Genomic DNA, 24,486 nt, shown 5'->3' on the forward strand with positions numbered 1-24,486 from the left:
AACTATTTACTCAAAATGCGCTTTTTTATATAGCTCAAGCAGAGAGTTAACTTTCACTTCGTTTTCCAGGGTCGCAAAAGGTTTATCGGCAAACGCCTTACCCCGGATCTGCACATTCAGTCTTGCGGCATCTGCATTGAGCATACTTTGTTTATAATAAGACTGAATATCTGCCAGTGTTACTTGCTCAGTCGCTGCAATTAATTTGGCTTTTGAATCAAACTCCAAGTTATCGCGATACCAGTCAATCAGTATTGGCTGGGACTCTTCCGCCAGATTTTTTGGCACCTCTTTAAGAGACAGTAGTGCTGCCTGCTTAAGTTGTGTAAAGGTTTCTTCATCCAGCTCTTGCAGAGCCTGGGCATACTCCCGGCGATAACGGTCAAACCTCGCCTGCATTGATTGTACATCTAACACTGGTGTCTGAATATAAAAGCCCAATGCCGAGTGTGCATCAATACTCTGCGCAACGGCCCCAACAGCGTAGGCAAGCTGTTCTTCCGTTCTCAATGCATTGAAAAGGTGGCTGCTCAAATGCGACTTCAAGATCAATGCAGCCCCTTTTTGTGCATACCCAGGCTTCGGGTGGACAAACATATCAACAATAGCCACATCTGCCGTCTCGCTATCTTGTTGCCAAACCAGTGCCTCTCCAGCCCGTGGCTGTAAAAAGCGGGCTCGCACATATTCGTTGCTTTTAGCTGGCTTGGCCAATGTGCCCTTCACCTTGTGTACCACCTTTGCCAGGAAATCTTTGTTGTAGTTACCATACCCAAAAATCCGCACAGTATGATGATTCAAAAGATCATTCTGCGCTTTAAGAAAGTTTTCTAAGGTCATCTTAGTGGCGGCTTCAATCTGAACATCTTCATCGAAATTGCCGGAGCGGACCAGTGATTGATAACGGCCAAATGCTTGATAAAAAGGAAACTGTTGGCGTTGATTTTGAATATCCCGGACAAATCGATCGACCGCTTGTTCAAGCTGCTTGGCCGTAGGCTGCACTTGCAACCCCTCTAATGATTGAGACAGCAGTGCTCCCTGCTTGTCGGTAAATCCGGACAAGGTCAGTAATAAGCCATTGTTAACACTCATTCGCATTCCCATACCCGCAACCGCCGCTTCAGTTTGTAGCTTAGCTTTTTCTATGGCGTATAAATCGGCCCAGAGTGCTGCGGCCACCTGAACCTGCACACTATCTAAAGTGAGCGGGGAGTTAATATGGATCTGCAGACGACCTTTTGGTTGCTCACTGTATTTGTCACTGGTTTTCTGCCAAACGGCCACTGAACTATCCTGATAAATCTTGTTGACGGCTGCTGATGCTTCTGACTGAGTGACAATATCAAATTGCTCCGGTAACAAGCGGTTTACACTCGGTAATGCCAGCTCTGAGGCTGGCCCTGCTTGCCAGGACGCAATTTCTTGTTGTGAGATATCTACGACCTTATAACGACCGTCATAAAAGTGCAGCTGCTTGTCGTGTGGTTCTTGTTTGCTGATGTACCAGACACGCAGGTGCTGGGCATTTAGTTGCGCCAGTACATTTTTAACTGCTTGCTCATTAAAATCAGCAAAATAATATGGCGCGTTAATCGCATTATTCAGCGGATACTTCTGCATACTGTCGGCAAGGTTTGAAACGTAGCCAAATTCATCACCACGCTCTAAGAAACGAAACTGATTGGCCAGAGAGGTTTTTATTTCTTTAAAGTACTTACTGTCGATCCCCTGCTCTTTGATCAGCTGGATATATTGCATCACGATAGCAACAGCCTGCTCGCGGTGTTGCATACCCTGATCTGTCAGTTGAATATCGACAGATAAGGTGCCAAAGTTACCATATAAATCTGGTGATGCACTGGCTGTCAGCTCAGAGATCCAGCCTTTTTGTTTGAGCACTTGTGCCGGACTGCCCTGCATTTCATTACTCAGCAGATAGGTTACAAAATAATTCGGCTTAAACGCGAATTCATCGCGATTGTTGGTTATGGTGAAATCCAGCTTCAATGTTTTCACATCTTCATTGGGCACGTAATGTATACGCTTGTTACCCAATTTCGAAAAGTCTAACGAGGCATCGACCCGAGGCTTTTCAATTTGCTTGTTTTCTATCGTAGCAAAGTGATGCTGTGCCTTTTCTGCCATTTCTGATAGCGGTAGGTTAGATATCATCGCCAACTTCATAATGTTTGATGAATAATATTGATTATAAAAAGCGACTGTTTCCTGGTGTAAGTTGCTACCCGGTTTATCTCCTAACGTTTCAAGGTTGCCTATCAAAAATCGGTTGGCCGGATGTGTGCCCATCATACTGCGAGACAACTTATATTGCCCAAAAAAATCCATTTCACGGCGCATTGACCACTCTGCATTAACCGCACTCTTTTCTTTTTCTGTATACTCAGGGTACAGTTTCGGTGCCTTAAAAAAATCGGAAAAGCGATCAAGCGCCTCATCGTAAGCCTGGTTATTAATTTTAAACATGTAGTTGGTGATATCTAACCAGGTGTAGGCATTATGAGCGCCTCCATTACGGCTCATAAAGTCTTTATAACCCTGAGTGTCAGGAAAACGCTCCGTTCCCAAAAACAACATATGCTCAAGATAGTGCGCCATCCCCTGTTGCGACATGGGGTCCTGCAGCAAGCCAACCCCGACACTTAACGCTGCTGCTGACTTCTCGATTTCAGGATCTGAGACCAGAATAACTTCAATGCCATTTGACAATGTCAGCGTTTTATATTGCCGATTATCATTCGGGCTAACAACGAGTTTTTTTGCTTCGGCAACAGTCGACGCTTTCCCTGCCCCGTAATGCGTCGCCGTACATCCGGATAACAATGCCAGTGCAATACTGGCCACTATCATAGTTTTTTTCATTATCTGTCCATCTCAAATAAGTAGTCTGGCCCCTTATTAACCTGAGACCATATTCAAACACTCAAACGCTACCATCTAACCTCGGTACAATTCAATCACCATCAAACATTTTAGTGACTTACGCTCTAAGTGGACTTGTCCACCATCTCTATCGGAAAGCGTCCAGAACCTTCCCTTATAGCAATTCGTAATAATAAAAGGAAAAACTAAAAGAATTTTTTATCACATAAGTTTATCCATTTGATAACATTGACTGTGAAATATAATCACAACTACAGGTCATCAGGGGCAAACAATGGAAACGAATCAACCGATCTGCGATTTTGGGCTACACAGTGGTGAGCCCTACTGCAAATTACCAGCAAGCTTTTTAAACTGGATGGTTGCGACCGGTCATGCTAAGCAGTCGCTTGCCAAAGAAGAGCTCAGCCGCAGGCATAACGCAGTCTGTGACTCAAGAATGAAATCAAAAGTTCAATAATCAGCTAGGTTTACGTAGAGCTTTTAGTTTAAAATAGAGCGCATAGTTCGTCCCCACTGAAGTAAACTTATGCGCTTTATCATACCTTCGCTGTTAACGCTGTCGCTGACAGCCTGCTACTCAATACAACAATCACTAAACCAATCTGCCGACAACACAACTCGCTATCTGACAGTGTTGCACACCAATGATCACCACGGTCGCTTCTGGCACAATGAAGATGGTGAATACGGCATGGCGGCAAGGAAAACCTTGCTCGATCAACTAAGAGCACAAGCCCACGCGAAAGGCCATAGTGTGGTATTGCTATCGGGAGGCGATATAAACACGGGTGTGCCTGAATCCGATCTGCAACATGCTGAACCTGATTTTAAGGGCATGAGCCTGCTCGGTTATGATGCTATGGCCATTGGCAACCACGAGTTTGACAACCCTTTGGATGTGCTGGATAAACAAATCACCTGGTCTAACTTTCCGCTGTTGTCTGCCAACATTTTACATAAACATAATGGCCAGCCAGCCTATCAGCCTTACACTATTATCGAGAAACAAGGGCTTAAAATCGCGATTATTGGGTTAACTACAGTTGATACAGTGAAAATTGCTAATCCTGAATTCGTCGGTGGTCTGGATTTTGTGGATCCAGCACCTGTCACCGCCCAACTGTCCAGGCAGATAAAAACAAAATATAGCCCGGATGTCATCGTCGCTGTGACTCATATGGGTCATTATCACGACGCCTCCTATGGAATAAATGCACCAGGCGATGTCACGCTTGCCCGCAATGTCCCGGCTGGCACACTGGATATGATCATTGGAGGCCATTCACAGGAGCCCGTTTGTATTAACGAAAATGGCACTGAAGACCGCACTTATGTGCCCGGAAAGGCCTGTAAACCAGACCAGCAAAACGGCATTTGGATCATGCAGGCGCATGAGTGGGGCAAATACGTTGGAAAAGCCGTATTTAAGATTTCAGGAGGCAAGAAAACACTACAGAGCTATGAGTTGTTACCAGTTAATCTTAAAAATGAACAAGGGCAGTGGGCAGCCAACTACATCGCACATGACCCGAAAATAAAAGCCTTTCTCGCGCCTTACCAAAAAGCGGGTGAAAGCAAAATCTCGGGTGCCGTTGGCGAAGTGGACGCCTTTCTGGACGGCCGCAGAAGCACAGTACGTTTCAAACAAAGCCCACTGGGTGACTTAGTGATCAAAGCCCAAATGGCCGCCGTTGGTGCTGATTTTGGTCTTATCAGTGGAGGTGGACTGCGCGCCAGTATCAAAGCCGGAGAAGTTAGCTACAAGGATATTCTGAAAGTTCACCCTTTCAGAAACCGCATTACGTATATCGACTGGCGTGGTGAGCAACTGCATGACTACCTGTCTGTAGTCAGTCGCTTTCCGCCAGATTCGGGCGCCTACTTACAATATCACGGCGTCGAATTCGAAATACAGGATGATAAGCTGACGAACTTGAGAATTCAGGGAGTCCCCGTTGAGCCTGGCAAAACTTATCGCATGAGCATCAATAGCTATAATGCAGCCGGTGGAGATGGTTACCCAGTACTATCAGATTTACCCGGATTTACTGCGACAGACAGCACAGATGCACAGGTTCTCAAAGACTACATTGAACGGCACTCACCGATCAAACGCTCCTCTCTATAACCTATAACGGCTTAGTAGGTGGCGGAGCATCTGATATGCATCCGCCACGTCATTACTTACCGATTATTTCAACATCATCCAAACACAGCGCTTTCAAACCATAGCTATGTAATTTAGAGCGTGACCCTTCGCCATGTGCTTTGGGTGGATAGAGTTTTATTTTCAGGTCGGGGTGATGGGTCAGTAGCTCATCTAACGCAGCACGGATCTCACTCAATGTTTTTTCCAGGCTGTTTGAGAAATTAGGCCGCTTTCTGATGGTGTGTCCGAGCGCAATTAAGCGATGGAAATATTTATCAGCAATATCCAGTAAGTCATCTGGTACATCTTTATTCTGGTTTAATGAAACGTCTGGATTTTGCAAACAAAACTCAAGTAAAGCGAGGTAGAAACACAGCGGCTTGTTAGCCAGCTGAACCTGACACGTTTTGTCACCACTTAAGCACAATGTCTTGGAATACAAATCAACAACCAGATGTTGTGGTTGAGGTTTTGTCGTCATCGTTGTAGCAGTATGTCGCTTTGCCTGCTCTCTTTTTTTAGACACTGACTTGTAAAAGGCCAAATTAAGCAGCGCAATTAACAGCGGAATAATGTAAAGCCACTGGTTGTGACTGGTATTTGCCCGATAGTCTATTGCAGTAATGCCATCGGGACCAGATAGCAGCAACTGACCTTCAGGCGCGCCCCCCTTACCGGTGGAGATGCTGAGGATTCGGATCCGGCTGGTTTTCTTTTGCAAGTTTTCATTAAGCGCATCGATATATGCCTTAACGCGCGTCGCGTCTCCCGCATAATTCAGCAATGGATCAGCAATAGGAAGGCGGTTCTTATCCAGCGCTACTCTGAGCTTAATACTGTTCAGATCCTGCTCTATGGTGTATCGAATTGCATGTTCATGGGCAATGATAAAAATCAGCGAGAAAATGACACTGTACACAAGCAGTGCAAGCATACCTGTTTTACGATTCATCTCTTTCTCCAAGAAAATAAACAGGTAATGCGTCACATTGCCAGTACAAGTCGAGCTCATCGAAATAACTTGATCCGTTATTCTTAGCCACTTCCTGTAGTTGCTGCTGTAACGCACAGGCCAAATCAGTATTGTCTACATCCATTTTTACATACCAGCGGCTACCACTGATGTTTTCGCCAATAGGGGTTATGTAATTGGCAGAAAAACGACTTTCGTCACTCTCTTGCCAATAGGTTGCGATAATGTCTAGCTCACCGGATGAGAGCTTTTCTCTGAGTACCTGATGAGAGCTGACATATTGGATATCCAGTACGCGCATATCCAAGTCAAGCCGTTTGAACATTTGTTTTGGTATGATATGTCCCGAACGGCTGGTGGGGTAATCCAGCAGGCCAATTTTTTTATCCAGAAAATAGGCTTTATCTAATCTTGGTTTCTCTCGATTAGAAATGAAAAAAGCAGTATAAGTCGGATAACCAACGACCGGCATATAGTTATAAGTCGATTGTGCTTTCAGTGCTGCCATGACGTTATCTTTAGACAACGTCAGATCTGCAAGCCCCTTTGCGATATAGTCTATTTGCTCTGCCAATTCACCACTGTAGCGAACTTCAACACGACCATATTGCTTGGCGACAACATCGTCCTGACATAGAGCAGGCGCCAGCCTGCGAGCCAGCGGTTCCACCGGGACATGAACTCTGAAAACAGCCATATTACTGGTTGAACGCGTCTTACAAGAGACGCTGCTTTCAACCAGTTTTGGCAGCTCACCAACAGGCCTGCCAGTGAGGTTACTGGCAAGTAACCAACAGCACCAGACAGAGAGAAACAAAACTGTAACAATAGTTGTTTTATTGCTTAGAGAGTGATTATATTTCAAAACATCGTATTTCTTAGGTTGCGCGCCCCTATATTAGATCAATTTTTATTACTTATTGCAATAGGTAACCTTACTAAAAAGATTTAAACCCATGTTTTCATTGCTTTATTAACAAGAAATTATGAATCCCATTGAGTCCTTTTCTTTTTCTGAAAAATCCGGACAATTGGCCGCATTCCAAACGTGTAAACAATACCCAGTTTGGGTAATGAGAGATTTTGATGTTACGAGCTTCTATAATGGGTTTAGCGCTATCTGCACTGCTTTTAAGCACCAGCGCCTGGTCCTGGGGTATGAATGGTCACAGAGTGGTTGGCGAACTGGCCCAACAGCACCTGACCCCGGCGACAGAAAAAGCAGTTAAAGCCCTGTTAGCTGAAGATTCACTTGCCGAAGTGTCTACCTGGGCAGACGAAATGCGTTCCAATCCCGATGATTTCTGGAAAAAGCAATCCGGTAAATGGCATTACATCAATATCGAAGACCCCAGCAAAATGGCACAACACGATACGCCGTCTGTTGAGCACAAACATCAAGTGTCACACATCCTTGATGGGATCAACTATTCTGTTTCCACTTTACTTAATCCAAAAGCCGTTAGAGAAGACAAGCAATTTGCTTTAAAGTTCCTGGTTCATTTAGTTGGCGACGCACATCAGCCATTTCACGCAGGACGTAGCGAAGACCGCGGTGGTAATTTAATTAAAGTCACCTTCTTTAAAGAAGAAACTAATCTGCATTCCGTATTCGATACAAAACTCATCGAGCACCAGTCTTTATCATATCGCGAGCTCAGTGACTTTATTCTTACCCGCGACAAACAGAAGATAGCTCAGATGTTAAACAGCCGCCCTACCGACTGGCTTTTGGAGTCAAATCAAATAGCTGAAAAGATTTATGACAGCAATGAAACTGACATCAGTTGGGGGTATATTTACAGGTACACCCCAGTCGTGAAGTCTCGACTACTTCATGGTGGGATTAGACTGGCAGGATTGCTAAATCAAATTTTTGACAAAAATTCAAGGCCTCTTGACACTGCTTTAAAAGCAGCCAAGTGAACTTGACGATGATTATTTAATAAACCTATAACACGGGAAACAACATAATGAAAACGCAACTACGCAAAACGGCTCTATCGCTTGCAGTTATTGCAGGTATTGGCGCTAGTGGTGCTGCATTCGCTAACGAAACATCTTCATCTGTTAAAGGTCAGATCGTTGGCCCTAACGGCAACCCTGCCGTAGGTACAACTATTACGATCATGCACTTACCTACTGGCTCTACTAAAGTCACAAGTGTTAACGATGCAGGTTACTTCAGTGCCAAGGGTCTGCGCGTTGGTGGTCCTTACCAAATTATCGTTGATTCAAACAAATATGAAGATCAATTGCTGGAAAACGTTTATCTTTCTCTGGGCTCTGAGTACCCAGTAAACGTTCAACTTCAGCCACAATCAAGCATGGAACAGATCGTTGTAACTGGTCGTCCTATCAGCCAGATGTCTGGTGGTACGGGTCCCGCAGCAACCTTCACGCTTGAAAACCTACAAGAAGCACCTGCTATCAACCGCGACCTGAAAGACATTGTACGCGCAGATCCGCGTGTTTACGTTGACGAAAGCCGCGGCGCTATCCAGTGTGGTGGTGGTCACCCCCGCTTCAACAGCCTGACACTTGATGGCGTTCGTATGAACGACAACTTCGGTCTGAGCTCAAACGGTTACCCAACTGTACGTGCACCCTTTTCTTTCGACTCAATCGAGCAAGTTGCAGTAGAACTGGCACCTTTTGATGTTCAATATGGTGGTTTCACGTCTTGTAACATTAATGCTGTTACTAAAACTGGTTCAAACGAAATCCACGGTGGCGTATTCTATGACTACACCAACGATTCAATGAAAGGTGACAAGGCAGAAGACAGAGACGTAGATCCAGGTGAATACACCGAGAAACGTTACGGCTTCAACGTTGGCCTGCCAATCTTGAAAGATCAGCTATTCCTTTTCACGTCTTACGAGAAGCTGGAAGGCGTTGAGCAATTCCAGTATTCAGCACTGGGAGCAACTGTAACTCAAGACGATATCAACAAAATTACACAAATCGCAAAAGACAAGTACGGCTACAATGCTGGCGGTATGATCCCAAGTATGCCGGTAGAAGATGAGAAACTACTTGTAAAACTTGACTGGAACATCAATGATTCTCACCGTGCTAATTTAGTATATAACTACAATGATGGTTTCAGGCTTGACCAGTCTGACCAGGCCAGTGATGAACTACCTCTGGACAGTCACTATTATGAGCAAGGTGCGGAGTTTACTTCAGTTGTTGCGTCTATTTACTCAGACTGGAATGACGATTTCTCTACAGAAATACGCGTTGGTAAATCAGACCTTGACGCTCGTCAGAAATCTCTGGATGCAGCAAGTGGCTTTGGTGAATTCCAGGTTGAAACTGTCGGTGGCGGTACAGTTTACTTTGGTCCGGATGACTCTCGTCAAGCGAATGACCTTGATTGGGATAACTTCACCCTTAAACTAGCCGGTACTTACTACCTTGACCAGCACACAATCACCGCGGGTTATGAATATGAAGACCTGAATGTATTCAACCTGTTTGTACAGCACACACAGGGTGAGTTCCGATTCAAGTCAATTGAAGATCTGGAAGCTGGTAATGCGAATCGCATCTACTACAACAACGCAGCTGGCACAAACAACCAAAATGACGTTGCAGCTTCTTTCTCTTATCAGCAGCACACATTCTACATTCAGGATGAGTATAGCTTCACTGACATCGATGCAACATTGACCTTTGGTCTGCGTTACGACAAATACACCAGTGACGACCAACCGACAATGAACGATGCTTATCAAACTCGTTACGGTTTCGCCAACACCAAGAACATGGATGGTATTGACCTGCTACAACCACGCGTAGGTTTCAACTGGTATGTTGATGACGCATTAGAAGTACGTGGTGGTATCGGTCTGTATTCAGGTGGTAACCCGAATGTTTGGGTTTCAAACTCATACTCAAACGATGGTGTGACACAGGTAGGTGCATTCCGTTCTCCATTTGACCTGTTTGCAAATCCGATGACTAACTTTGACGGCGGCACACCAGGTTTTGACGTGCCACAGGAAATGTTTGACGAAATCGGCAACAAAGCGGTTGGTGCAGGTGACGGTAGCGTAAACGCGATTGCCCCTAACTTTGAGCTACCTTCTGAGTGGAAGCTTGCCCTTGGTGCCACATACACGACTGAGGACGAATATGTATTTAGCGTAGACTGGTTATTCACAGACAAGCAGAACTCTGCGCTTATCAAGGACATTGGTCTAACACCAAGCGATAAGACTACTTTTGATGGTCGTCCTGTCCTGGAAGCGCATAACCCGAATGACTCACGCAGCGGCGAATACCTGCTAACTAATGTTTCAGGTCCTGATGGCGAAGCACAAACATTGTCTTTCTCTGTAGCTAAACGCTACGACAATGGCATTGATTTCACGTTGTCATACGCTTACACCGATTCTAAAGATGTAAACCCTATGACCAGTTCTACAGCAGGGTCAAACTACGGTAACCTGGCAACCAGCAACCCGTGGAACCCAGGTCTGGCGACATCTGACTACGAAGTACCGCACCGCTTCACTCTACAATTTGGCTATAAGCACGAATTCGTAGATGGCTATGCCACTAAGTTCAATCTGTTCGGTCAGGCGAGCGAAGGTCAGCCATACAGCTTCCTGTTCAGCGGTTCAGATCGTAACTGGGGCGACAGTAGCTGGAACCGTAATGGTCGTCAGCTAATGTATGTGCCACTAGAAAACGATCCGAACGTTGAATATGACATGACCCCTGACGAGCTGAAAGAGTTTAACGATTTCATCGCAGCTGAAGGCCTGGAGCGCGGTTCAATCGTAGGCCGTAACTCAGCGAATGCAGACTGGTTCGTTAAGTTTGACTTCAAAGTTACGCAAGAATTGCCTGGGTTTATGGACGGCCACAAAGGTGAAGTGTTCTTCGTGATTGATAACTTAACTAATCTACTTAACTCTGATTGGGGCACAATGCGCAAAGGTAAGTTCGTTGGTAACAACGTTGTTAAAGCAGCATTGGTTGATGGCAAGTATGTATTCTCTGACTTCAACAAAGACCTGGTAGCTCCATCAATTGAAGAAGATGTATCTGTTTGGGAAATGCGCGTAGGCGTTAAATACACTTTCTAATATCTAACACACGTAATTAGATAATCTCAAAGGTCAACTTCGGTTGACCTTTTTTATGACAAGACGCTTGCTCGGCGCCATGGCTAATGGCTCACAGTGAAAGAAAGTGGCCCTCCAGTTTTTTCATCATCGCCAGTAATGCTTGCTTTTCATCAGAATTTAGCTGATTCAGCAGCTGGCTTTCCCAAGCCAACGCTTGTGGTGTCAGCGTTTCATACAACACTCCCCCTTTGGAGGTAAGCGACATTTCAGTCGCTCGTTTATCTGTCTTGCTTTGTCTGGCTACGAGCAGGTCCTGTTGCTGCAATTGTTTAATGGCCCGTGACACCGTAGATTTATCCATGCTTGCAAGATCACACAACTGCTTTGCGGTTGCCCCCGGATGCTGAGCCAGATGAACCAGTACTCGCCACTGGGGTATGGTCAACCCGGCGCGCTCATACACTTCAGAAAAGGCCTCACTCATGGCATTCGCCAGTCTCACCATGCGATAAGGAAGAAATTCATTAATATCAAATGCCATTATCAAGCTCCGGGTACACCAGCTCCATTTCTGTATATAAAAATTTACACATAAATATTCGTCAAAGATTGAAAATACTCTCACATGAGAGTATCTTTACAAAAAACATCAACGGAGTCTATGCAAAATGAGTGCAGAATTCGAGTACATGAGTGGTTTTGGCAATGAATTTGAGACCGAAGCCCTGCCCGGCGCCCTGCCAGTTGGCCAGTTTTCGCCACAAAAAGTAAAATATGACCTTTACGCGGAGCAATACAACACCACCGCTTTCACGGCACCGCGCGCTGAAAATCGCAGAAACTGGTTCTACCGAATTCGTCCGTCGGTGGTACAGGGCGATTATCAGGTAATGGACAACGGCCTGCTGCGTACAGCTCCAATCACTGAAGTGCCTACGCCGCCAACCATGCTGCGCTGGAACCCAGTGGAAGTACCTTCAGATAAGACTGATTTCGTCGATGGCTTGGTGACTATGGCCGCTAACGGCAGCGCAAACGGTCAGGCGGGTATTGGCATTCACGTCTATGTGGCAAATGCCTCTATGGAAGGCCGTTACTTCTACAATGCCGATGGTGAATTACTTTTTGTACCTCAGCTTGGCGAGCTGGTGCTGCACACTGAGTGCGGTAAGCTGGCAGTTAAGCCAGGTGAAATCGCGGTGATCCCGCGTGGCATCAAGTTTCGTGTCGAGCTACTGAGTGAGCAAGTTCGTGGTTACATCTGTGAAAACTATGGCAACCCTTATATTTTACCTGAGCGCGGCCCTGTTGGCGCAAATGGCTATACCAATGAACGTGACTTCCTTTATCCGGTGGCTGCATTCGAAGACATTGAAGGCGATTTTGAATTGGTTGCCAAGTTCAACGGTAATCTGTTCCGTTGTGATATCGGACATTCTCCACTTGATGTGGTGGCCTGGACAGGTAACAGCGCGCCTTATAAATATGATCTGGCCCGCTTCAATGTTATGAATACCGTCAGCTTTGATCACCCGGACCCGTCGATTTTCACCGTACTGACTTCTCCGTCCGGTACTCCCGGTGTAGCCAACGTCGACTTTGTTATCTTCCCGCCTCGCTGGATGGTTGCAGAAGATACTTTCCGCCCACCTTACTACCATCGTAATATCATGAGTGAGTTTATGGGCCTTATTGAAGGTGTTTACGACGCCAAAGAGCATGGTTTTGTGCCAGGCGGCATGAGTTTACACAACTGTATGTCGCCACATGGTCCCGAAGCAGACGTTTTTGAGAAGGCATCGAATGCAGAACTCGAACCGCAGCGTTATGAAAATACACTAGCCTTTATGTTCGAATCGCGATATGTGATTTCACCGACCAAGTACGCCCTGGAGGGTAAAGAGCGCCAGCCAAACTACCTTGATTGCTGGAAAGGTATCAAGAAGTACTACAAGGGTGCTTAATCAATTAGGGAAAAGTTCAGAGTAAATTAAGCGGGCTGATATGCCCGCTTTTCATCGTGTCTTATTCACCCTGAATACTTAACTGGTAATATAAAACTAAATCTACGTCGTGAACAAAAGGAACAACCATGAAACTGTATACTTATTTTCGCTCCTCTGCTGCGTACCGTGTGCGGATTGCACTCAACCTAAAGGCATTGGATCATGAGCTGGTACCAGTGAACTTACTCAAATCTGAACAACAAGGCGCTGACTACCTCCATAAAAATGGACAAGGTCTTCTGCCTGCGCTAGAGACAGATCAGGGTGTACTGGCGCAGTCTTTAGCCATTTTAGAATGGCTCGAAGAAGCATTCGAAGCAACCCCATTGTTACCAGCTGATGCCTGGCAAAAAGCGCAAGTACGTAACTTTTGTTATGCCATTGCCTGCGATATTCACCCTATCGATAACCTTAGGGTATTAAAATACCTGAGTAATGAACTGGCTGTTACCGACGAGCAAAAGAATACCTGGTATCGCCATTGGGTAATTGAAGGGTTTAAAAAACTGGAAGCAATGCTGGATAACAACAGTGCGTTTTGCTTTGGTGATAAACCTACGCTTGCAGATGTTTGCCTGGTCCCTCAGGTCTATAATGCCTTACGCTTTAAGGTAGACATGAGCGAGTTTCCAAAAATTGCGCGTATTTATGAGCATTGCAACACAATGGCTGCGTTTTCAGATGCAGCACCGGAAAATCAACCGGACGCGCCCAAATAAAAATAAAACTCAGGAGCGCTTTAAATGCGCTCCTGACCACCCCTTGCACTCACTACTTAAGTGCGCTATGCACTTGATCTATATGCACCAATAGATCGTGTCCCAAATCGGTTAAATATCCACCATCAGGCTGATCGATAACGCCTTTAGCATATAGCCGTTCTGCCGCCGACAATATGTCCTGATCTGCATTCTTGTGTATTTTTATCCCCTGATGCAAGCTACTACGTGGAAATTTCACCAGTAGTTCCAGCTCAGCCATTAGTTTTTCATCAAATGCCATATTCCCTCCTGAGACCTTAAAATAGGCCCAACTTCTGCATGTATTACCGCCACTGGCCAGCCAAAAGCGCTTTGCCAGCACATTACCAATAGCTAAGGTGTATAGTACATTAGCTTTACCCCTTAAATTTAGCTGGAACCTGGAGTTATGCCATGAAAAATAAGCTAATTTGCTTTTTATTTACAATTTTATTGATTCCACTCAAAGGGACAGCCTTTGGCAATGAGACGAACCTCTACCTTGAACAGCTACAACCTGTATGCTGGTATCAGGATCTACGTTATACAGAAGGGTCTGTTATCAAGCAGGCTGACAAACTCTATGTCTGCTCATACCGCTATCAGAACCAACCACAAAGCCCATTAATGTGGCTAAAACTCGATAAAAACGGAGAGCCCGTCAGAGTAGAAATGAAAGGCAAAATCAGGGTACACTAGCGACTTTAAATCAACGAATATAGGCAGTATGAGCGAATCACAACCTAATAATCCGCTACATGGTGTTAAGCTTCAGGATATAGTCGAGCGCCTGGTCGAACAACTTGGGTGGGAAGCCATGGCTGAAGCAGTCAATATCAATTGTTTCAAACAGGACCCGTCAGTAAAATCAAGTCTGAAATTTCTTCGCAAAACCCCCTGGGCAAGAGAGAAAGTAGAGCAACTCTATCTGGATACTTTCCATGGTTTTAGTTGGCCGGAAATTAAAAAACCTTAATATAAGCGTTGATATGCAGCCTGAATGCGATCAATGATCCGCTCAGGCACTTTTTTGTTGCAAGCAAAATAGAGCTGAGAGTTCATATTATTGATGGTCATCACCGGTTCAAGTTCGCTGCTCATAGGTTCACTTTTGCTCTTATGCTCAAACTGAGCATCGCTCAAAATCACCAGGTCAACAATATTTCTGCGCGTAGCAAGCAGCTGAAATATCTTGTCAAAAGACTGGATCAGTAACAGTTGTTGACCCTCAACAAACCCTTGACTTTTAAGGTATTGGTGACTGAAATTGTCCCGGATCACAGCAATTTTATACTGCCTCGCCTGCTCGAGTGTGTCGATACGAATATTCGCAGTCTTTAGTGCATAAAATGAGGTTGTAAAGGCGCCAATCGGAAATACCCAGGAAAATAACGCATTACGTTGCTCGCTTTTAGCGATGGAAAAAATGCAGGTATTTGGATCACGTTTAGCGCTGTTGTAAGAGATACTCCAGTTATCGATGGATAACTGGTAATCAACCTGTGCTTCATTGAGAACAGCGACCACTTTTTCAGCAGCATACCCGACTAACTCACCCTCTCCATTCACATACTGATAGTGTGCGAAATTCTCAGTAACCAGAGTCAGTGTATAGGCATACGCACCTGCGTTACTCAGCATCAGCCACACATAAACAAACCAGCGTACCAAATATCGCTCCTTATGAATTATTCAGACTGCAATTTTTAATATAGGAAAATATTCGAATACTGTGAATACAAAGGATAGTTAAATTTTTTATGAGTTAGGTAAAACAGGTGAGATAAAACAAAGAAAGAGGGGCGGACCCCTCTTTCTGGTGAGGAGTTTAGCCTTTATTCATCGCATCAATCAGGAAGGCTGATAGCTTAGCCCCTTCACGCAGTGTTGTTTCAGAACTAGACTGGCCTGCCAAAGAGCTATCGGTAAATGGTGCGATCTCCATCATATCAGCACCCGTGATCGGAAACTCTTTGTTCAGCGCCGTCAGAATTGTCATTGCCTCGTCCGGTGTCATACCACCAGACTCTGGTGTACCAGTTGCAGCGGCAAACTGCTCATCCAGTGCATCAATGTCAAAGCTCACATAAAGTTCATCAACTTTGTCTTCTTTAAGCTGTTTAATTACCTGCGCAACGATAACGTCGGCTCCCTGTTCACGAATTTCATTAGCCCAGTGTTGCTTAACACCAAACGTTGACTCCCAATGTTGCTTGCTCTTACCGCTGGAACGGATCCCAAACTGGATCAGGTGGTGGGGTGCTGGCAGAAACTCCAGAATATGCGTGCACCAAGAGCCAAAACACAGATCAATACCTAAACGCTCAACCAACAGATCGGTATGTGCATCGAAATGAATGATAGCCGTGCGCTTACCCTGCTCACGTTTCGCCTTCAGATAGGCTTTGGTAAGCGGGTAGCTGATTGAATGGTCTCCACCAATACCGAAGATACCTTTTTCAGGGTAATGAGCATAAAAACCATCACACACATCTTCAGTGATAGACAGCGGAGAAACGTGATACTCACTGTTTTCATCCTGGTACAGCGCCTTCTGACAATTGCTGATCGTTCCCTCGTTTAAATACTTATCATGAAGCAAATGAGGAATAACGCGCACATCACCTAAATCAAATGCACTGACTTGTGGTTGCTCGGTCAACAAAGTCGAGCGAAGAAATAATGGCCCCCAGTTAGCGCCTCTGAGGATCCCGCCCCCACAATCAGAACTGATCCCTAAAATAGCCGCCTTGTGCTTACTGTCGCCTAATGTGTTTAATGATGCTTTCCAAAGAGGTTCAATGTTCTCAGTTTGTCCATAAAGCTTTTCACGCAGCGCCGCTTTTCTTTCCTTTGCTGTATTGACGGTAAATACACCATCGCCCGGCGGACACAGACAGTTTTCTATTTTCTGATGAAATTTTGCTTTGCTATCACTCATTGAGACCTCCTCAGTCAACTGCATAAACATGCCACACCGTTACACAAAGATTTATTATCGGGTTCGCCCCTTTTTTTGGATATACTTATCCAAAGCATCAAGTGCAGCTAATCAGCAAACCAATCTAACTTTTACTTTTCAAATGGTTACGGAAATAAAGTGGACTTTAAAACATAAAAATATACTTTGCTGAAGTCGGTATAACATGGCTGGGGGATAAGTCAACCGCTCTGACATTGTCTGGCGTAGCAAGAGCGGTTGAATATGCAGGCTAAGTGTTTGCTTATTCGTATTTCCTCGGTTTTTTGGTTTTAATTGTCGCTATGTAACCATGCCAACTTGCGTAGGCCAGTAACGGCATAATCACAATAAACCCGGCTGTCCCCGTCAAGAAACCCACAATCACCAGCACACCTATGGTTGCGCCCCACACTATCATAGCGGCAATATTAGATCTCACCGCATGAATCGAGGACACCACAGCCGTCATAATATCAACACGCCGCTCCATCATGATCTGAGGTGTAAACGCTGAAATGGCAAATACGGTCACGACCAGGATACCGCCTACTAAGGTCCCTAGCCCTAAGAAGGCCGACAGCTGTTCAAAGTTTGGGTTTGGCACATTAGGGTAAAGCGCATGGATTAGTGCAGCCAATCTCATCCAGACGATCATAATCACCATCAGCAAGATAGCAAAGCCCCACTCGCCTGCCGGATTTCTAAACATAGATTTTAGGCTATGGCTAAGCGTTGGTTTATGGCCTTTTTCAAGCTCCCAGGCCACATCGTACAAACCGGCAGCAAATGCAGGACCAATGAGTGCAAATGCAACCGCCGCAGGCAAGATAACCAGGTGGGATTCAACTTCAAACGCAAGCCACATGATGGCCGCAGGAATAGTTGTGAAAACCAGTCCGTATATTAGGCTGAGTAAAGGCGCTCTAGCAATGTCTTTGAATGCGAGTGCAAGCCAGTGAAACGCCACAAAAGGGCTTAACTTGTTACTTTCAAAACAGCGGGCAAACTCGGTGTGCTTGTCTATTGATTGTGTTGCAGGCATAGTAGGTATTCCCCTTTTGCTTCTCCTTATTAAGGTTTAGAAGACAGTCGACAATGTTGCAAGCAATCGGTTAATTTGAATGGTGTCAGGCGTTACAAACGGCCCCCTATCGGCGCAGCTATCTTACTGACAATTGATGAGCAACCCTTTGTTTAAGATAGCATTACATTTAATTTCCAGCATTTTTTCCGGCATTCATGATATTCTGGTTCAAAATACATAATTGTAACGCTCACAGGCCATCATAAGGACATTCGTCCTGTACTTAAATGCGGGTAAAATTGACCATTGGGCTTTAGAACTATACAAGGTTTATTTATGGACAAAGTATTTCACCTAGGTCTCTCAAAGGCAGATCTTAACGGTGCAACACTGGCTATCGTACCTGGCGATCCAAAACGTTCAGAACGCATTGCTTCGCAACTCGATAACCCTAAATGCTTGGCTCAGACACGTGAGTTTCACGTCTATCTGGGCGATATCAAGGGCCAATCCATCGTCATTTGCTCAACTGGAATTGGTGGACCCTCGACCTCAATAGCCGTCGAAGAGCTGGCTCAACTGGGTGTGAATACTTTTCTGCGTATCGGTACGACCGGCGCAATCCAGCCACATATTAATGAAGGTGATATCCTGGTTAGCACAGCTTCAGTGCGTCTTGACGGTGCCAGCCAGCACTTCGCGCCGCTTGCCTATCCGGCGGTTTCGGATTTTCATTGTACTGCTGCTATGGTCGAGGCTTGTGAGCAGTTAGATGTCACTTATCATACAGGAATTACAGCATCGAGCGATACGTTTTACCCTGGTCAGGAGCGATACGATACGTTCTCTGGCTATGTACCAAAAGCGTTTCAGGGTTCATGCGAAGAGTGGCAAAAGCTCAATGTCATGAACTATGAAATGGAATCTGCCACCCTGTTCACTATGTGTGCAGCTCTGGGCTTAAAAGCGGCCTGTGTTGCCGGTGTATTGGTTAATCGTACCCGCCAGGAAATTCCAAACGTCGATCATCAATTGGTTGAAAAAAATGCAGTATCTGTGGTTATCAAGGCCGCTGAGCTGGTATTGGATAAAGCAAAGCAGGCTTAAGCCTGCTTTACGTCTATCAAATAATACTGCAGCTTTAGCGCTTTGTTAAAGCTGTTTATTACAGCTTCTGTAACCGCGCGCTGATTTTCTTTTCCCTTTGTTTCCACCAAAGTGGCCCTCTCAAGCTTAGCCTCTGCCAATATTTCACCGCTCATTGCCAGCTGACTCAATGCACTTTGCATAGGTGACAAACTCGGGCTATATGCCGCGTTTTCCACATAACGACCATAAAAACGCTCGCCATTGGTCATCACCAGCTCAGCAGCGGCAATATTGTTAGTATAAGGCGCATAGACTTGGGTCAAGTGGCCAATAAGCTCACCAGACAGGCCATCCGTATTAACTACTTTGACTGGCGCGCTGTCAAATAGTGATTCCTGATTGCCCAAATCGGTCGGCCCAAAGTCTCCGGGTAATAGCTGAGACAGCGAGGTTTCACCTGTTGGCAGTGTAATTTTGAGCTGTTTTGCGTTACTCAGTTCATTCATAAACTGACGACAGTAACCACATGGTGCAGCGGTAATATCCAGGCTACTAATTTCTTTAGCCCCATTTAGCCAGGCATTGTTGATGGCGGCCTGTTCAGCATGTACCACCAAAGACAACGCTTGGTGTGAAAACTCCAGGTTAGCACCCAAAAAGTACTGTTCGCTGAGCTTATCATACGCCACAGCGCCGACCAGAAAAGAGGAGATTGGTGCCTGAGCAAAGCTGGCAGCATATGGCAAGAGCGCTTGCCCTAACTGTGTTTTGCTACAGCCTAATAAAGTTTGAACGTGATTTTGAAGATCAAGGTTTAATACGCCTTTGGCGGTTTTACACACTTCCAGTACGGAAAGGTTTAGCTTGTTGTCAGTATCTACCATATATCGTTATTATTTGCACAAGCAAAGGCCTGCGCAGCGCTGTTTTGCGCTTGTTTCATGGCAGACCAGTTTACGCCCGAATCAGCTTTTACTCAACCATTCCTTAGCACTTTTAAAGCACTCGAAATTCTCCGCATTAATGCCAAAGCGCTGTACCTTTTGCAAAAATAGATCATGCATAAACCCCTCTATCCCCACCACTCGGGCAATTTTCATGTTTTTAACATGATGTGCGACTTTAGGCATGATGTTGACCACGTCAATCGCTGCAAATCTGTGCTCCAGCTCAGACACATCCACCAGCAATTTGCTACTTTGGTGTTTGGAAGCATAATTGTTAGCAGCTCTGTAAGCATTAACAACATCATCCACCCCGGCCTTCCCTCTGAGGGTCATCATGATCAGGGTTGTGGTTTCATCGTAAGTGATACTGGTTGAAAGCGTTGACATTTCAGCCTCTGACTATTGCTTTTGTTAAAGTTAAGCGCGTTTACAAGGTAGCAGGGCATTCTAGTTAATTAAGAATTGATGTCAACAAACCAACCATAAAAAACCAGATAAAAACAAAAAACCAACCCTATAGGATTGGTTTTTGTTATTGCAGAATAAACTTATTATTGTAATAAATAAAATTAACCTGTATTTCTTATCCCAGCAGCAATGCCCATCATCGTAATCATCAGCGCACTGTCGAGTTCCTGATTAGCTTTCGCTCGGGTTCTTTTGAGCAGCTCTACTTGTAGTACGTTGAGGGGATCAGTATAAGGGTTGCGCAATTCGATTGACTCTCTGATCCAGGGCTGTGCAGACAAAAGAGAACCTTTTGGTGCATACTTTTCGATAAACAACGTCGCTTCTTTTAATTCACTGCGCAGTGACTCACCCAAAGGCCTCAACTCTGCCGGCACCAGGCGTGCATCGTAATATTCGCTCAGCCACACATCGGTTTTACAAAACACCATTTCCAGCATTTCAAGACGCGTTCTGAAAAATGGCCACTGTTCACTCATCTCTCCCAGTAATGCCTCTCCGTGTGTCTTCACTACACTTTGAATACCCGCGAGTGCTCCCAACCATGCCGGCAGCATCAGACGATTCTGACTCCAGGCGAAAATCCAGGGGATTGCCCTGAGGCTTTCTATCCCACCCTGCGGCTTACGTTTAGCCGGACGAGAACCCAAAGGTAGCTTAGCCAGCTCAATTTCCGGCGTGGCCGCTCTGAAATAAGAGACAAAGTCGGCATTGCCGCGAACAAAATCCCGGTACTGTTTGCAAGAATGCTCGCTCAGCAGTGCCATGGCTTCACGCCAGTCTGATTTAGGCTGCGGCGGTGGATAAAGGTTATTTTCGATAATTGCGCTGGCGTACAGAGACAGGCTTTGTATCGCCACCGGAGTCAGACCAAACTTAAAGCGGATCATTTCTCCTTGCTCTGTCACGCGTAAGCCATGGCTCAATGAGCCGGGAGGTTGAGAACGCAGCGCCTGTGCCGCTGGTGCCCCTCCCCGCCCTATGGTGCCACCACGGCCGTGAAACAGGTGCATTTCAACCTGATATTTTTCCCCGACTTCAATGAGCTGTTCCATAGCAAGGTATTGTGCCCAACCAGCCGCCATCATACCGGCATCTTTGGCTGAGTCCGAATAGCCAATCATGACATACTGTTGTTGCCCTACATGGCCTTTATACCAACTGGAGTCGAACAATTGCTGTATTACTTGCTGAGCGTTGTTCAGGTCATCCAGTGTTTCAAAGAGCGGCGCGACAGGCAGCTTGAAAGGACAACCACTTTCTTGCAACAACAGCTCAACGGCGAGTACATCCGATGCTTCTCTGGCCATTGAGATGATATAGATCCCCAGCGCTGCCCTGTCTTGATTTGCAATAACAGCGAAAGTATCTAGCACTTCCTGCACTTCTTCGCTGGGTTGCCAATGTTTGGGTAACAAAGGACGCCGTGACGATAGCTCCGACAGCAAAAAAGCCTGTTTATCTTGCTCAGACCATTGCGCGTAATCTCCCAGCCCCAGATAGCGCGTCACTTCAGACAATACGTCACCATGGCGCCCTGAATCCTGACGAATATCCAGTTTACACAGCTGTACACCAAAGCATCTGAGCCTGTGCATTACATCCAGCAACATGCCATTGGCCACCACTTCCATTCCGCATTCTGTGAGTGAACGATAACAGATACTTAATGGCTTCATTAGTTGTGCCGTTAAGCGGATCTTATCCTGGCAGGAACTTGGCTGGGATTTAATCTTGTGTTCCAAAAACATAATTGTTTCATTGATATCAGCTTTAAGCTGCTTAAGTAGCGCACGATAAGGTTCAGAATGGTCCCCGGTTAGTTCTTTCAGCTCCCCATTGGCGGGGGCCATTGACAGTTCAGAGCTCAATATATCAAGGTCACGATAATATAAATCTAATGCCATCCAGCGGCCATGATCCAATACGCTTTGAGTAACTTCAGCTGTCACATTGGGGTTGCCATCCCTGTCGCCGCCCATCCAGGAAGCCAGACTGATGGGCGCATAATCCTCCGGCAGGGTAAGACCAAGTTGCCCTTCAGCGAGCTGAGTAAGCGTTCGGGTAAATTTAGGCACCGCATCCCACAAGCTATTTTCAATCACCGCAAACCCCCACTTCGCCTCCTCCAGTGGCGTAGGTCGCTTATTTCTGATTTCGTTGGTGTGCCATGCCTGGCAGATCAATTGCTCAATCCGCGCTATCACCTCATTGCGACAAAGGCTGCTATCTTGGCATGCCGCAAGCTCTGTCAAACAATCACTCAGCTCTACGTGCTTGCTGATCAGCGTACGGCGCGTAACTTCTGTCGGATGCGCTGTTAACACCAACTCGACAGACAGATTTTCGATCACCTGGGCGACTTTGTACTGATCTGTTTCGCCCTGACTCACTTTTCTGGTGATGTCAGACAAAGTGGCTTGCAAGGTGTCAAACGGACCTTGCGGGCATCCAGAGTCAGAAATAGTATGCTGTTGCTCAGCAACATTAGCGAGGTTAAGGAAATGACTGAACGCGCGACACACCGGCAGTAACTCTTCGTCAGGCAAGGACTGCAGAGTTTCAATTAACGTCTCTCTTGCCTCGGCATCACCACTTCGTGATGATTTGGCGAGATGCCGGATCAACTCCACTTTTTCGAGTACTTCTGGCCCCTGTGAGTGGGCTATGGTGGTGCCCAGCAGCTCACCCAGCAGGCTCACGTTTCGTTTCAATTCTGTATATTGCTGTTGCATAACATGCTCCCTGAACAATTTTCACTCACCCCAATATACTGACTCTACAGTAAAAAAGAAAAGATACTTTGATGACAAGCAAAACAGAAAAGTTATAAAACCACCTAAACGCAATTAATTATCATTTACTGTTGACTTTTCAAATCTCGTTAGTGATAATCATTCTCAATGAAGACCAGGACACCTCGTTGCTCTATTCTCCGTTTCCGGCTTCATTAACGTTGATCTGCCAAGGACTTTTCACAGGGGAAATTGGCTCACGTACTCATTTACTTGCTACATTGCTCATATCAGTGACGGTTGATATGTAACAGAAAAGCCCGAAAGGGCTTTTTTTATTTCGCTTCAATCGCTTATACTACTCATTTGGCATGATTACTAAGCAAAACCAGAATCGCACCACAGTGCTATACTCAGCACTTGATCTGGTGACACACAACATCGGTTTTGAAGGAGAACGCACATGTGGCAAAAACTTACTTACGCACTGGCCTTTGCGGGTCTGCTTGCCAACACACCCGCTGCGCAAGCCGGGCTCGAAGAAGGTATTGCGGCAGCCAATGCCGGGCAATTTGATGTCGCCCTGAAAGAGTTCAGATACCTTGCTGATATGGGATACGCACCGGGTATCTATGAACTGGCCAAAATGCATGAGGGTGGATATGGCGTACCCAGAAGCCCACACAAAGCAGCCGAGCTAATGCAGCAGGCAGTAAAATTGGGCAGTGCTGATGCCATGTTTTCATTGGCCGTAATGTATGAGCAAGGCCAGGGTGTTAAAATTGATAAACAAAAAGCCGTTGATCTATTTATGTCAGCAGCCAAAAAGAACTTACCTGCCGCCCAGTTTAACCTGGGTGTAATGTATGCCAACGGAGATGGTGTGACGCAGGATTACAGCCAGGCCAAATTCTGGTATGAGCGTGCGGCTGCCAATAATTACACACTGGCCATGTTTAATCTCGCACTGCTTTATTATCAAGGTCTCGGGGGCGAAAAAAACATTCAGCGCTCATATATCTGGAATACACTGGCCGAATATAATGGTTACCGCCCAGCGTCGACCAGCCGCAGACTTGATGAAAAGAGTATGTCACGCTCTCAACGTGAAGATGCACAGGAAATCGCCGATACCATTTATCACAAAATTCAGGCCAGAACCTATATTGCAGGGTCGCAAATTACAGAAGACTAGTCTGGAGTTTGCACAACCCGCACAAATAAGGCTTCATTGTGCGGGTTTAAGGGATAATATTGCCCATCATTTTTACACTCTCAGTGTAACCAACACCTGAAGAATACCCACCTTACGTTTAAACTCCTGCCAGATTAACCATGAAAATTTAGTGATATTAAAATTTAAATATACGACAACAAAGTGTAAAAAAAAGAATTTCATTGT

The 24,486-nt window shown here is 45.6% G+C and carries 21 protein-coding genes; 10 read left to right on the forward strand and 11 right to left on the reverse strand.

Annotation, left to right across the window (positions count from 1 at the left end; translation table 11 throughout):
• Positions 1–6 precede the first annotated feature (6 nt).
• Entirely contained in the window at positions 7–2,883 is a 2,877-nt protein-coding gene (locus MHN33_RS03390; protein WP_239395361.1) for an insulinase family protein, read from the reverse strand.
• A gap of 295 nt (positions 2,884–3,178) precedes the next feature.
• Between MHN33_RS03390 and MHN33_RS03395 the strand changes: the two genes are divergently transcribed.
• Both MHN33_RS03395 and ushA read left to right on the forward strand, forming a co-directional pair.
• On the forward strand, positions 3,179–3,364 hold the full coding sequence (locus MHN33_RS03395) for a hypothetical protein (protein ID WP_239395363.1): 186 nt from the start codon (positions 3,179–3,181) through the stop codon (positions 3,362–3,364).
• Positions 3,365–3,433: 69 nt separating this feature from the next.
• The gene (gene ushA / locus MHN33_RS03400; protein ID WP_239395377.1) at positions 3,434–5,035 is read left to right on the forward strand and encodes a bifunctional UDP-sugar hydrolase/5'-nucleotidase UshA; all 1,602 of its coding nucleotides are present in this window, start codon (positions 3,434–3,436) and stop codon (positions 5,033–5,035) included.
• A 52-nt stretch (positions 5,036–5,087) separates the two neighbouring features.
• Here the strand turns inward: ushA and MHN33_RS03405 are convergent, their stop codons facing one another.
• Positions 5,088–6,008, reverse strand: coding sequence for a hypothetical protein (locus MHN33_RS03405; protein ID WP_239395380.1), 921 nt, complete (start codon positions 6,006–6,008; stop codon positions 5,088–5,090).
• Entirely contained in the window at positions 5,998–6,726 is a 729-nt protein-coding gene (locus MHN33_RS03410; RefSeq protein ID WP_343224805.1) for a PhnD/SsuA/transferrin family substrate-binding protein, read from the reverse strand. Before MHN33_RS03410 ends, MHN33_RS03405 begins: the two co-directional genes overlap by 11 nt.
• Positions 6,727–7,115: 389 nt before the next feature.
• Here MHN33_RS03410 and MHN33_RS03415 point away from each other — a divergent pair, with 389 nt between their 5' ends.
• Together MHN33_RS03415 and MHN33_RS03420 are read left to right on the forward strand one after the other, a co-directional pair.
• Positions 7,116–7,955 (forward strand): S1/P1 nuclease, encoded by an 840-nt coding sequence (locus MHN33_RS03415; protein ID WP_239396651.1) that lies wholly within the window; start codon positions 7,116–7,118, stop codon positions 7,953–7,955.
• Between the two features lie 47 nt (positions 7,956–8,002).
• Positions 8,003–11,131 carry a TonB-dependent receptor gene (locus tag MHN33_RS03420; protein ID WP_239395386.1) on the forward strand — a complete coding sequence of 1,043 codons (3,129 nt, stop codon included), beginning with the start codon at positions 8,003–8,005 and terminating at the stop codon, positions 11,129–11,131.
• A gap of 91 nt (positions 11,132–11,222) precedes the next feature.
• On the opposite strand, the gene MHN33_RS03425 is transcribed toward MHN33_RS03420, so the two are convergent.
• Positions 11,223–11,654, reverse strand: a complete 432-nt coding sequence (locus MHN33_RS03425; protein ID WP_239395388.1) for a MarR family transcriptional regulator — start codon at positions 11,652–11,654, stop codon at positions 11,223–11,225.
• Between the two features lie 127 nt (positions 11,655–11,781).
• Here MHN33_RS03425 and hmgA point away from each other — a divergent pair, with 127 nt between their 5' ends.
• Positions 11,782–13,077 carry a homogentisate 1,2-dioxygenase gene (gene hmgA, locus MHN33_RS03430; RefSeq protein ID WP_239395401.1) on the forward strand — a complete coding sequence of 432 codons (1,296 nt, stop codon included), beginning with the start codon at positions 11,782–11,784 and terminating at the stop codon, positions 13,075–13,077.
• Positions 13,078–13,205: 128 nt separating this feature from the next.
• Positions 13,206–13,838, forward strand: coding sequence for a maleylacetoacetate isomerase (maiA, locus tag MHN33_RS03435; protein WP_239395403.1), 633 nt, complete (start codon positions 13,206–13,208; stop codon positions 13,836–13,838).
• A gap of 52 nt (positions 13,839–13,890) precedes the next feature.
• Here maiA and MHN33_RS03440 read toward each other — a convergent pair whose 3' ends face one another.
• Positions 13,891–14,121: a TIGR02647 family protein gene (locus MHN33_RS03440; protein WP_239395405.1), complete on the reverse strand. Its 231-nt coding sequence runs from the start codon at positions 14,119–14,121 to the stop codon at positions 13,891–13,893.
• Between the two features lie 152 nt (positions 14,122–14,273).
• Here MHN33_RS03440 and MHN33_RS03445 point away from each other — a divergent pair, with 152 nt between their 5' ends.
• Positions 14,274–14,558 carry a DUF1496 domain-containing protein gene (locus MHN33_RS03445; RefSeq protein ID WP_239395407.1) on the forward strand — a complete coding sequence of 95 codons (285 nt, stop codon included), beginning with the start codon at positions 14,274–14,276 and terminating at the stop codon, positions 14,556–14,558.
• Positions 14,559–14,586: 28 nt separating this feature from the next.
• Positions 14,587–14,835, forward strand: coding sequence for a VF530 family protein (locus MHN33_RS03450; protein ID WP_239395409.1), 249 nt, complete (start codon positions 14,587–14,589; stop codon positions 14,833–14,835).
• Here the strand turns inward: MHN33_RS03450 and MHN33_RS03455 are convergent.
• The 3 genes from MHN33_RS03455 to MHN33_RS03465 form a co-directional block, all read right to left on the reverse strand.
• The gene (locus tag MHN33_RS03455) at positions 14,832–15,530 is read right to left on the reverse strand and encodes a transporter substrate-binding domain-containing protein (protein ID WP_239395412.1); all 699 of its coding nucleotides are present in this window, start codon (positions 15,528–15,530) and stop codon (positions 14,832–14,834) included. The two genes, MHN33_RS03450 and MHN33_RS03455, sit on opposite strands and share 4 nt — an antisense overlap.
• Positions 15,531–15,687: 157 nt before the next feature.
• Positions 15,688–16,800: an arginase family protein gene (locus MHN33_RS03460; protein ID WP_239395414.1), complete on the reverse strand. Its 1,113-nt coding sequence runs from the start codon at positions 16,798–16,800 to the stop codon at positions 15,688–15,690.
• 283 nt (positions 16,801–17,083) lie between these two features.
• Entirely contained in the window at positions 17,084–17,863 is a 780-nt protein-coding gene (locus MHN33_RS03465; RefSeq protein WP_239395417.1) for a DUF2189 domain-containing protein, read from the reverse strand.
• Between the two features lie 318 nt (positions 17,864–18,181).
• Here MHN33_RS03465 and udp point away from each other — a divergent pair, with 318 nt between their 5' ends.
• The gene (gene udp, locus MHN33_RS03470) at positions 18,182–18,952 is read left to right on the forward strand and encodes a uridine phosphorylase (protein ID WP_239395420.1); all 771 of its coding nucleotides are present in this window, start codon (positions 18,182–18,184) and stop codon (positions 18,950–18,952) included.
• Here the strand turns inward: udp and cdd are convergent.
• The 3 genes from cdd to ppc form a co-directional block, all read right to left on the reverse strand.
• A complete protein-coding gene (cdd, locus tag MHN33_RS03475; protein WP_239395422.1) occupies positions 18,949–19,818 on the reverse strand; it encodes a cytidine deaminase in 870 nt (289 codons plus the stop codon). The genes udp and cdd overlap by 4 nt on opposite strands.
• Positions 19,819–19,899: 81 nt before the next feature.
• Positions 19,900–20,268, reverse strand: coding sequence for a hypothetical protein (locus MHN33_RS03480; protein ID WP_239395425.1), 369 nt, complete (start codon positions 20,266–20,268; stop codon positions 19,900–19,902).
• Between the two features lie 182 nt (positions 20,269–20,450).
• The gene (gene ppc / locus MHN33_RS03485) at positions 20,451–23,084 is read right to left on the reverse strand and encodes a phosphoenolpyruvate carboxylase (protein ID WP_239395428.1); all 2,634 of its coding nucleotides are present in this window, start codon (positions 23,082–23,084) and stop codon (positions 20,451–20,453) included.
• A gap of 463 nt (positions 23,085–23,547) precedes the next feature.
• Between ppc and MHN33_RS03490 the strand changes: the two genes are divergently transcribed.
• A complete protein-coding gene (locus MHN33_RS03490; RefSeq protein ID WP_239395430.1) occupies positions 23,548–24,279 on the forward strand; it encodes a tetratricopeptide repeat protein in 732 nt (243 codons plus the stop codon).
• Positions 24,280–24,486 lie beyond the last annotated feature (207 nt).

Source organism: Pseudoalteromonas sp. OOF1S-7, from assembly GCF_022347765.1.
Taxonomy (GTDB): Bacteria; Pseudomonadota; Gammaproteobacteria; order Enterobacterales; family Alteromonadaceae; genus Pseudoalteromonas.